The organism is Acidovorax sp. GW460-11-11-14-LB4, assembly GCF_059423685.1.
This window is the reverse complement of record NZ_JBWKYJ010000113.1, coordinates 1-10,108: the sequence shown is the minus strand read 5'-3', so window position 1 is coordinate 10,108 and position 10,108 is coordinate 1. Positions and strand designations below refer to the sequence as shown.

Here is a 10,108-nt window from a genome sequence, read left to right as displayed (position 1 = left end):
AGCCCGCCCAACGCCTTGCTGCCAAAGATACCCGCAGCCAGTCCGCCCCAGGTGCCGCACAGCCCGTGCAGCGGCCATACGCCCAGCACGTCGTCAATCTTCCATTTGTTTTGCGTCAGGGTGAACATCAGCACAAAAATGGCCCCGGCCACCGCGCCGACCACCAGCGCACCCAGCGGGTGCATGAGGTCCGAGCCCGCACACACGGCCACCAGACCCGCCAGCGGGCCGTTGTGCACAAAGCCGGGGTCGTTCTTGCCCAGCACCAGGGCGGCCAGCGTGCCGCCCACCATGGCCATCAGCGAGTTCACAGCGACGAGGCCCGAAAGCTTGTCCACGGTCTGCGCGCTCATCACATTGAAGCCGAACCAGCCCACCACCAGCACCCAGGCGCCCAGCGCCAGGAACGGGATGTTGGACGGCGGGTGGGCCGAGATCGCACCGTCCTTGCGGTAGCGGTTGGCGCGAGAGCCCAGCAGGATCACCGCCGGCAACGCAATCCAGCCGCCCATGGCGTGCACCACCACCGAGCCCGCAAAGTCGTGGAACTCTTCGCCCGTCAGCGCCTTGATCCAGCCCTGCACACCAAAATGCTGGTTCCAGGCAATACCCTCAAAAAACGGGTACACAAAGCCGACGATGACTGCTGTTGCCAGCAGTTGCGGCCAAAACTTGGCGCGCTCCGCGATGCCGCCCGACACAATGGCTGGAATGGCTGCCGCAAACGTGAGCAAGAAGAAGAACTTGACCAGCGCATAGCCGCTTTGCTGCACCAGCGATTCGGCACCGATGAAGAAATGCGTGCCGTAGGCGACTGTGTAGCCGACCACAAAATAGACCACCGTGGACACCGAAAAGTCCACCAGGATCTTGACCAGTGCATTCACCTGATTCTTTTTGCGGACTGTGCCCAGCTCCAGAAACGCAAACCCGGCGTGCATGGCCAACACCATGATCGCCCCGAGCAAGATGAACAAGGCATCTGTGCCCTGTTTGAGTGCTTCCATAACGTCCTCGCGATAGTGATTGATCGACTCTGGTGCGTTTTCATCCGACGCCACAGATTTGCACCAAGTTGAAGCAAGAAGTGCGCCAGGAGTTGGTGCAAGGCTTTGCACCGAATTGGGGCTTTGCCAGAGGGCGGGTTTGTAGGTGGTGGATAAATACTGTATAAATAAACAGTTTTATCGTGCATGCTGCTCCACCACTCGATCGCCATGAGTTCACTTGACCCTCCCGACGACGACCTGCCTGCACGGCCGCTGGACATCCGCATTCCGCTGCAGGCCATCCGCGGGCGCGGTGCCGCCACGGCCATGGCCCACCGCTTTGCCAAAGACCAGCGCGAACGTGCAGATGATGGGTGGAGCCATCCGCGCGCCCTTGGCAGGGCCGAGGGCGTGGAGCAGGGTGGCACGGGTACGGCTCAGGATGGCAAGCCGAACGGCGGGGGTGCTGAAGAGGGTGATGCATGGGGCGGGGGCGACGAGGGAGCCTGCGCCAGCCCCTCACCCGCCACCCGCGTGCATTTCGAGACGGCACGCAGCGCCATCTGCGCCAACGACTCGCCAGACATCTTTTTTGAACTCTCGGTCAACCCCTACCGGGGCTGCGAGCACGGCTGCATTTACTGCTACGCCCGGCCCACGCACAGCTACCTCAATTTTTCGCCCGGGCTCGACTTTGAGACGCAGATCGTGGCCAAGCACAACGTGGCGCAGGTGTTGCGTCAAGAGCTTGCTCAGCCGCGTTACCTGCCGCGTTTGCTCAACATCGGCTCCGCCACCGACTGCTACCAGCCCGTGGAGCGCGACCTGAAGCTCACGCGCAGCGTGATCGAAGTGATGCGCGAGGCGCGCCACCCGTTTTCGCTGATCACCAAATCCAGCGGCGTGGAGCGCGACCTGGACCTGCTCGCCCCGCTGGCAGCGCAGCGCTTGGCGGCGGTGTACATCACCATCACCACAGTCGACGCTGCGCTGGCTCGCCGCATGGAACCCCGCGCCGCCGCGCCCCACCGGCGGCTGCGCACCATCCGTGCATTGGCCGAGGCGGGTGTGCCGGTGGGCGTGAGCGTGGCGCCCCAGATCCCGTTCATCACCGAAGACATGGAGCAGGTACTGGAGGCAGCACGCGACGCCGGTGCACGCACCGCGTTCTACACCGTGCTGCGACTACCGTGGGAGCTGGATGCGTTGTTTCGAGAGTGGCTTGCCGTGCACTACCCGCAGCGCGCAGCGCGCGTCATGGCCCGGGTGCAAGACCTGCACCCCCTGACCGGGGCCCAGCGCGCAGCCGGCAAGACCTATGACAGTGACTTTGCCACCCGCATGAAAGGCAGCGGGCTCTGGGCTGACTTGCTGCGCCAGCGGTTTGCCAACACCTGCCGCCGCCTGGGGCTCAACCGGGAGCGCGAGGGGCTGGACCTGGGGCAGTTCAGGCCAGGGCTGCTGAAAGGGCAGGGGAGCCTCTTCTAGATCCCGCGCCCATCTCCGTGCACTTTGCACTGCGCGCCGCAGGCCGCAATGCGTTGCCTCGTCATCCCCCCCACACCTGCTGTACCACCTGCGTGTACAGCGGAATACCCACCAGGATGTTCAGCGGAAACGTCACCCCCAGCGAGAGGCTCACGTACAGCGACGGGTCGGCTTCGGGGATGGCATAGCGCACCACGGCAGGCACCGCGATGTAAGACGCGCTGGCGGCCAGCACCATGAGCAGCACGGCGTCCCCCGTGGGCACCTGCAGCAGCCAGGCCAGCGCCAGGGCCAGGCTGGCGTGCGTCAGCGGCCCCAGCACCGCGTAGGCCAGCAGCCATGGCGACTGCTTGCGCACCGCAGGCAGGTTGCGAGCCGTGGACAGGCCCATGTCCAGCAAGAACAGGCACAGCATGCCCTTGAACAGATCGCCCGAGAACGGCTGCATGGCCGCCTTGCCGGCATCGCCAGTCACCATGCCGATCACCATGGCGCCCAGCAGGAGCAACTGGGTGCCGTCGGTGAACGACTCGTGCAGGATCTTGCCCACCGACAGGTGAGGCCCTGGTTTGCCTGGTGCGCCGCCTGCGCTCGCGCCACCCAGTGCGGGGCCCCTTGCCGACGCCATGGCGACCACCGGTGACACGCGCAGAAGGGGGCTTGTGGGGGTGACTGCCAACGACTGAGCCACCGACTGCCGCTGCCGCATCGCATTGGCCAGCATCACCGCCAGGATGATGGCGGGCGATTCCATCAGCGCCATGGCTGCCGCCATATAGCCGCCGTAGGCAATGTGCTGTGACTCCAGGTACTGCGTGGCCGTCACAAAGGTCACGGCGCTGACCGATCCGTAGGTGGCTGCGACCGCCGCCGCGTTGAAGCCCGACAGCACCCGCCGCAGCAGCGCATAGCCCACCAGCGGCACCACCACGGCCAGCAGCACCGCCAGCCCCAGACTGCTGGCCACACTGGGTGTCAGGCCTGAAGCCGCCAAGGCAAACCCGCCCTTGAGGCCCAGCGCCATCAACAGGTAGATGGACAAGAACTTCGAGATCGCCGCCGGCATCTCCAGGTTGGATCGGACCAGGCCCGCAAACACTCCCAGGGCAAAAAACAAAATCGCGGGGTCCAGCAAGCTTTGCATCATTCAACTCCTTGTTGGGGGCCGATGCTAGGGATGTGGGGCTGCAAAGTAAAATCGATTCGAACGAGGTTATCTATAGATAAAAATCTATGAACATCACCTTTCGCCAGCTGCGGCTGTTCCTGGCACTGGCCGAGACGGGCAGCGTCAGCGCCGCCGCCAAGGTCATGCATGTCACGCAGCCCACGGCCTCCATGCAGTTGCGTGAGGTGACCCAGGCCGTGGGCCTGCCGCTGTACGAGGTGGTCTCACGCCGTGTACACCTGACCGAGGCGGGACAGGCCCTGGCCCGCACTGCGCGTGCCATTGCGGGCGAGTGGGATGCGTTCGAGCAGCGCGTGTCGGGCGCCAAGGGCCTCACCAGCGGGCGCCTCAAGGTCGCCGTGGTCAGCACCGCCAAATACTTTGTGCCCCGCCTGCTGGGCAGCTTCTGCAAGCTGCACCCGCAAATCGATATCTCGCTGGAGGTACTCAACCGCGACCACGTCATCACCCGCCTGCGCAGCAATCTGGACGACCTCTACGTCATGTCCATGCCGCCTGCGGATTTGCCGCTGGAGGACCAGATCCTCATGCCGAACCCGCTGGTTGTCATCGCCCCCGCAGGCCACCCCCTGGCCGCCAAAAAGCGCATCAAGCTCGCGCAATTGCAGACGGAGCGTTTCATCCTGCGCGAAAAAGGCTCCGGCACCCGCATGGCCACCGACGCCCACCTGCGCCAACTGGGTTTTGCGCCCAGCGCATTGCTGGAGCTGGGCAGCAACGAAGCCATCAAGGAGTCGGTGGAGGGCCAGCTGGGCGTCTCCATCGTCTCCCACCACGCCCTGGGCCCGCACCACGAGGGGCTTGCCGTGCTCAATGTGCAGGGCTTTCCCATCCAGTCGCAGTGGCACCTGGTCTGGCCCAAGGGCAAGCAGCTGTCACCGATTGCCGAGGTGTTCCGGGCGCATTTGGTGGGGGAGGTGGAGGGCTGGATGGCACTGCGCTAATTGCGCACCCTGCGGGCTCGCCAACGGCGCGTCCCTTGGTGATGACTGGGGGGCGCTTAACGCTGAATGCCGTGCTGCCTGCAAAGGGACGGCCCCGCCACAAGCGGGTGTTCGGTCTCAATGGACATGCCGATGGTGGATGTCCGGGTAGTGCGGATGCGTGTGCTTCAGTGGCAGGTGCGTGTGTCGGTGGCTGTGTTTGCCGCTGCCGCGATGCTCTACGCCATGCGCGTGCTGGTGGTGCTCGTCATGTTCGTGTTCGTGCTCGTGTTCCAGCGCTTCGTGTTGGTGCTCATGGCTGTGGTGTTCCGTGAGGTGCAACCACACCCCCAGGCCCATCAGCGCAGCGGCCATCCAAAACACCCACGAGGTTGGCTCCGAGAACACCAACAAGGACACAACCACCCCCATGAAGGGCGCGGTGGAGAAGTACGCTCCCGTGCGGGCTGTGCCGAGCCCGCGCAATGCCAGCACAAACAGCACAAGGCTCAGTCCATATCCCAAAAGGCCGACAGCCATCGTTGCAGACAGTGTGGCCCACGAAGGCCAGGCGGCGCCCATGCTGATGGCCAGCGTGGTGTTGACCGACCCCGCGATCAGGCCCTTGATGCTGGCAACAAAGAGCGCGTCGGAGGCAGAAACCTTGCGTGTGAGGTTGTTGTCGATGGCCCAGCACAAGCAGGCCAGGACCACCAGCCAGGAGCCCGTGCCGCCGGGTTGCCACGGAGAGCCGGTCTGCCAGCCCAGGGCAATGCCTCCCGCCACGATGGCAAGCATGCCCCCCACGATGCGCCGGTCGGCGTTTTCTTTGAACACCCACCAGGCAATGACTGCGGTCAGCACCGCTTCCAGATTCAACAGCAGCGAAGCCGTGGCGCCGCTGGTGGAGTGCAGTCCCAGCATCAGCGCCACCGGCCCCACCACGCCTCCAAACAGCACGGCGCCCAGGAGCCAGGGCCATTCATTCAAGGGAATGCCAGAGGGCTTGAGCCCGCCATCGCGGGCCACACGCACCAGGGCCAGTCCCAGGCCGCTGCCCAGATACAGAAGGCCTGCCAGCAGCACCGGTGGCAGGTCGCCCGTCAGCAGCTTGGCAAATGGGGTGCTGGCGCCGAAGAGCACCGCTGCGCCCAGGGCGTAAATGACGCTTTGATTCATGGCGGAATTTTCTACCTGAAGGCGCCTGGCGTCTTCAGCGGCTGTGGGCCGACAGGACTGGAGTCACTCCACCACCGATGCGCGCGGGTTGCGCCGCCCATCCACGGGCAAGGGCGTTCTTTGCCATGACCCGCAGTAACCAGCAATGGACCGCCTCGGGCGGGCACCACTGTCAGCGGGCCTGTTTACACCAGCACGTCCCGCAAAGACACGTCCTTGTCGAACTGCGCCTTGGCGAACGGGCACAGCGGGACCACCTTGGTGCCTGTGGCCCTGGCCCATTGAACCAGTGCGTCGAGCAGCGCGCGCCCCACACCCTGGCCGCCGAGCGATGGGTCCACCTCGGTGTGGTCCACGATGATCATCGTGGCGTTGGTGCGGCTGTAGGTCATCTCGGCCAGGCGCTGGCCGTTGCGCTCGATGTAGAACGCACCTTTGGCGTCCTGTTCCTGGTGGTGAATGGTGTGTGGCATGTTGGGGCGCAAGGGGTATGGGTCTGCGTCAGAGTATGGTGCATCCTGTGCTGCAGTGGGGGCCCGGCCCGGCGGGGCGGGCTCCATCGGCTTGCGGCGCCTACTGGACTTGGAATGCCTCGGACAGAAACTCTGCGGTGGCGCGCACCCGGGCCGTGCGTTGCAGGTCGGGGTGCATGACTTGCCAGACCTCGTAGTCGGTCGCCCGGCGGCGCTCGGGCCAGATGCGCACCAGGCCTTCGCGCGCCCCCATCCACACCGGCATTTCACCCAGGCCAATGCCCGCCGCCACGCCCTTGCGCACCAACAGGCTGGAGCGCACGGCCAGCGCAATCCGGGCCTGGCGCGCAGGCACGCCCGCCATGGTCAGAAACGGGCTTTGCTCCAGGTAAGGCGCGTAGGCCACCAGGTGGTGGCCGCGCAGTTCGTCCTCTGGCACCGGCATGCCAAAACGCTCGACATAGCCCGCACTGGCGAACAGGCCCACAGGCCACGACACCACGCGGCGCACCACGAGGTCGGGCGCCTCGGGCCGGACGTTGCGGAAAGCGATGTCCACCTGGCGGCGGCTGAGGCTGAGCAACTGGGTGGACACCTCCAGGTCCACGCGAATGTGGGGCCAGTGCTGTTGCAGGCGCTCAATGGCGGGCATGAGCAGGTCGATGGCGATCGAGTCAGTGCTGGTCACGCGCACCAGGCCGCCGGGGCTGGTGTCCTGGCCCTCGATGCGGGTGCGCAGGTCCAGGGCCGCGCTTTCCATGCGGCGGGCGGCGGCAAGCGCTGTCTCGCCTGCAGCGGTGAGCAGGTAGCCGTCCTTGGCACGCAGGAAGAGCTTGGCGCCCAGTTCGGCCTCCAGCGCGTTCAGCCTCCGCCCGACGGTGGCCTGGTCCACGCCCAGGCTGCGCGCGGCGGCGCGCAAGGAGGGCGCGCGGGTCAGGGCAAGAAAGATGCGGGTGTCGTCCCAGTTCATGGCCGTATGGAGGTTGCGGATGAGGGGTGAGTGTGATGCAAATTTGCATCGCTGTAGAGCGAAATTGCTGCGTTTGAATCACTGCGTGGAGCCCTATCCTTCAAGGCACTGAAACCATTGCTTGAGGAGTAACACCCATGTCCACACCAGCGGCCGAACAACCTGCAAACCCCCAACCCACCATGCAAGCCATCGTGTTCGATGACTTCGGCGGCCCGGAAGTGCTGGTGGCGCGCGAGATCCCTGTCCCAGAGGTGCGCCCGCACGACCTGCTGGTACGCAACGCCGCCATCGGCGTCAACCGGGCCGACCTGCTGCACCGCAAAGGGGCCTATGGTCGCGCCTACTTTGGCGATGCCGACACCATGGGGCTGGAGATTGCGGGCACGGTGGTCGCCATGGGGCCCGAGGTGCAAGGCTTTGCCGTGGGCGACCGCGTGATGGGCATCGTGGGCGGGGGTGCCTACGCCGAGCTGTCACGCATTGACCACCGCATGGCCATGCCGGTGCCTGCGGGCATGGACTTGGTAGCCGCTGGCGCCGTGGCCGAGGTGTTCGTGACCGCGCACGAGGCGCTGTTCCACCTGGCGCGCTTGCACGCGGGCGAGTCGGTGCTGATCCATGCGGCGGCGGGCGGCGTGGGGTCGGCCGCCGTGCAGCTGGCCCATGCGGCGGGTGCGCGCGTGTTTGCCACGGCGGGGGGCGACAAGCGCGGCGCTGTGCTGGGCTGCGGGGCTGATGTGTTCATCGACTACCGCAGCGAAGACTTTCAGGCGGTGGTGGACCGGGCCACGCAGGGCCGGGGCGTGGATGTGGTGATCGACTTCATCGGGGCTCCGTACTTGCAGCGCAACGTGCGGTCGTTGGCCGACGGCGGACGCCTGGTGTCGGTGGGGCTGCTGGGCGGTGCGCAGGGTGCGGAGCTGCCCATGGATGTGCTGCTGTACCGCCACCTGCAGATTTTTGGCACCGTGATGAAGTCCCGCCCGCCCGAGGTCAAGCAGGCCATGGTGCAGCGGTTTGCCCAGCAGTGGCTGCCAGCCTTGGCCGCCGGAGTGATCCGGCCGGTGATCGACAGCACGTTTGCACTGGCCGATGCTGCACAGGCCCATCGGCGCATGGAGTCTGGCGCCAGCATCGGCAAGATTCTGTTGTTGCCCCAAGGGAGCTGAGCTGGCTGCGCCCTGAGTCACACCTTGTGGCACAGGGCTGCCGGGGCCGTCCGCCTGGCCCCGCTTCGGTCCGCCTCAGCCTGCCGCGGCGGGCTTGCGGCACGCGGCAAACATGTCCAGCTCGGTGTTGTACGCCTCGGTCTTCACATCCATCAGGCCCAGTACCGAGTGGAAGTAGTGGTCGTGCGTGATGCGTCGCTCGCCCAGGTCTTGCTGCAGGCAGCCCGTGGCGAGGTGGGTGCGCGCCTGCATGGTGGGTGACAGCCAGGTGATCCAGGGCACGTGTTTTTGCACGTCGGGGGCAATGGAGTAGGGCAGGCCGTGCAGGTAGATGTTGTTCTCACCCAGCGACTCGCCATGGTCTGCTACGTAAATCATAGCTGTCTGGGCATGTTTTTCCTGCGCTCCCAGCCACTGGAGCACTGAATCGAGGAAATGGTCGGTCTCGACAATGCTGTTGTCGTAGGCGTTGACCACCTGCTCGCGCTGGCATTCCTGCAAGGCAGTGGAGGTGCATTCGGGGCCAAACTTCTTGTTCTCGGGCGCAGAGCGCTTGTAGTACGCGGGGCCGTGGCTGCCCATCTGGTGCATCACCACCACGGTGCCACGCTGGCGCTGCTCGGCAGGCAGGGCGGCGATCTGGGCGTCCAGGTCCTTGAGCATCACGCGGTCCAGGCACTCGCCGCCGGCGCACAGCGCCGGGTCTTTCTGGGTGCTGGTAATGGTCTCGCCAACGCGGTCGCACACGCCCTTGCAGCCCGACTGGTTGTCCACCCACAGCACCGCCAGGCCGGCGTGGTGCAGCACGTCGATCAGGCTTTCGTAGTTGGCCGAGCGGCCTTCGTAGCCTGTGCGGCCCAGGTGCGAATACATACAGGGCACCGACGCGGCGGTGCTGGTGCCGCAGGACCAGGCGTTGCGGGCACTCACCAGGTCCTTGCGGGCCGACAGGCGGGGGGTGGTGTCGCGCTCATAGCCGTTCAGGCCAAAGTTGCCGCTACGGCCCGTCTCGCCCAGCACCAGCACCAGCAGCGGGGGCTTGGCCTGGCTGGCGTAGCTGGCGCCCAGCTGGGCGTCACGGCCCAGGGGCAGGATCTTGCTGGTGTCCATGCGCAGGGGCTTGGTGGCAATGTTGCCCAGCGCGTACACGCTGTTGAGCGGGTTGATCAGGTAGCGCAGCTTGGTGTGGTTGCGCATGGTCGATGCAAAGTCCTGGAACACCAGCAGCAGGCACACCACGATGACGGCGATGGAGCCTGCCAGCAGCAGGCCGTTGTGCGCCACATGGCGCAGCGCGGTCAGGCGCTGCACGGGGCGGCGGTACAGCCACAACAGCGGCGGCACGGCCAGGACGAGCACGGTGCCGAGCATGCGCAGGTTGAGCAGGTCGCCTGCTTCCTTCACGTCGGTCTGCATCACGTTGACCAGCATGCTGGCGTCGATGGCGATGCCGTAGGCCAGCATGAAGTACGCGCCAAACGCGGCCATTAGCACCAGCACCAGCACGGCGGGCTTGAGCGTCCAGCGCCAGGCCAGCAGGCTCAGCAGCGCGGCGTTGCCCGCCGCGACGATGAGCGCAAATGCCAGCGCAAAGCCCCAGCCACGCAGGCTGCCCTGGCCGGGCAGCTGGGCCACCTCTTGCCACAGCGGGACGTTGCAGGCCGTGGCCAGCCAGGTGCTGACCAGCACCACCACCCATGCGGGGTGCAGGGGGCGGGGTGCAGG

Annotated in this window: 9 protein-coding genes; 3 read left to right on the top strand and 6 right to left on the bottom strand. The window is 65.8% G+C overall.

Annotated features, from left to right (window positions below; all coding sequences use genetic code 11):
• Positions 1-1,007, bottom strand: a 1,007-nt coding sequence (locus AC07X4_RS23150; RefSeq protein ID WP_494741446.1) for an ammonium transporter, incomplete at its 3' end; no start/stop codon positions are given.
• A gap of 210 nt (positions 1,008-1,217) precedes the next feature.
• Here AC07X4_RS23150 and AC07X4_RS23145 point away from each other — a divergent pair.
• Positions 1,218-2,477 (top strand): PA0069 family radical SAM protein, encoded by a 1,260-nt coding sequence (locus tag AC07X4_RS23145; protein WP_494741445.1) that lies wholly within the window; start codon positions 1,218-1,220, stop codon positions 2,475-2,477.
• Between the two features lie 61 nt (positions 2,478-2,538).
• On the opposite strand, the gene AC07X4_RS23140 is transcribed toward AC07X4_RS23145, so the two are convergent.
• Positions 2,539-3,621: a sodium-dependent bicarbonate transport family permease gene (locus AC07X4_RS23140; RefSeq protein ID WP_494741444.1), complete on the bottom strand. Its 1,083-nt coding sequence runs from the start codon at positions 3,619-3,621 to the stop codon at positions 2,539-2,541.
• An 89-nt stretch (positions 3,622-3,710) separates the two neighbouring features.
• Here AC07X4_RS23140 and AC07X4_RS23135 point away from each other — a divergent pair, with 89 nt between their 5' ends.
• Positions 3,711-4,610: a LysR family transcriptional regulator gene (locus AC07X4_RS23135; protein ID WP_260668031.1), complete on the top strand. Its 900-nt coding sequence runs from the start codon at positions 3,711-3,713 to the stop codon at positions 4,608-4,610.
• Between the two features lie 117 nt (positions 4,611-4,727).
• Here the strand turns inward: AC07X4_RS23135 and AC07X4_RS23130 are convergent, their stop codons facing one another.
• The 3 genes from AC07X4_RS23130 to AC07X4_RS23120 all read right to left on the bottom strand — a co-directional run bounded on the left by AC07X4_RS23130 (position 4,728) and on the right by AC07X4_RS23120 (position 7,211).
• Complete coding sequence (locus AC07X4_RS23130) at positions 4,728-5,768, bottom strand: DMT family transporter (protein WP_099730778.1); 1,041 nt, start codon at positions 5,766-5,768, stop codon at positions 4,728-4,730.
• Positions 5,769-5,953: 185 nt separating this feature from the next.
• Positions 5,954-6,241, bottom strand: a complete 288-nt coding sequence (locus AC07X4_RS23125; protein ID WP_056747009.1) for a GNAT family N-acetyltransferase — start codon at positions 6,239-6,241, stop codon at positions 5,954-5,956.
• A 100-nt stretch (positions 6,242-6,341) separates the two neighbouring features.
• Positions 6,342-7,211: a LysR family transcriptional regulator gene (locus tag AC07X4_RS23120; RefSeq protein WP_056747010.1), complete on the bottom strand. Its 870-nt coding sequence runs from the start codon at positions 7,209-7,211 to the stop codon at positions 6,342-6,344.
• Positions 7,212-7,348: 137 nt separating this feature from the next.
• On the opposite strand from AC07X4_RS23120, the gene AC07X4_RS23115 reads away from it, so the two are divergent.
• Complete coding sequence (locus AC07X4_RS23115) at positions 7,349-8,383, top strand: NAD(P)H-quinone oxidoreductase (RefSeq protein ID WP_494741443.1); 1,035 nt, start codon at positions 7,349-7,351, stop codon at positions 8,381-8,383.
• Between the two features lie 75 nt (positions 8,384-8,458).
• Here the strand turns inward: AC07X4_RS23115 and AC07X4_RS23110 are convergent.
• Positions 8,459-10,108, bottom strand: a 1,650-nt coding sequence (locus AC07X4_RS23110) for a phosphoethanolamine transferase (RefSeq protein ID WP_494741442.1), incomplete at its 5' end; no start/stop codon positions are given.

What these genes read in the sequence shown, in the direction of transcription:
- AC07X4_RS23120 (WP_056747010.1), bottom strand. Translation starts at nt 7,211, where the DNA reads ATGAACTGGGACGACACCCGCATCTTTCTTGCCCTGACCCGCGCGCCC.
- AC07X4_RS23125 (WP_056747009.1), bottom strand. Translation starts at nt 6,241, where the DNA reads ATGCCACACACCATTCACCACCAGGAACAGGACGCCAAAGGTGCGTTC.
- AC07X4_RS23130 (WP_099730778.1), bottom strand. Translation starts at nt 5,768, where the DNA reads ATGAATCAAAGCGTCATTTACGCCCTGGGCGCAGCGGTGCTCTTCGGC.
- AC07X4_RS23145 (WP_494741445.1), top strand. Translation starts at nt 1,218, where the DNA reads ATGAGTTCACTTGACCCTCCCGACGACGACCTGCCTGCACGGCCGCTG.
- AC07X4_RS23135 (WP_260668031.1), top strand. Translation starts at nt 3,711, where the DNA reads ATGAACATCACCTTTCGCCAGCTGCGGCTGTTCCTGGCACTGGCCGAG.
- AC07X4_RS23115 (WP_494741443.1), top strand. Translation starts at nt 7,349, where the DNA reads ATGTCCACACCAGCGGCCGAACAACCTGCAAACCCCCAACCCACCATG.
- AC07X4_RS23140 (WP_494741444.1), bottom strand. Translation starts at nt 3,621, where the DNA reads ATGCAAAGCTTGCTGGACCCCGCGATTTTGTTTTTTGCCCTGGGAGTG.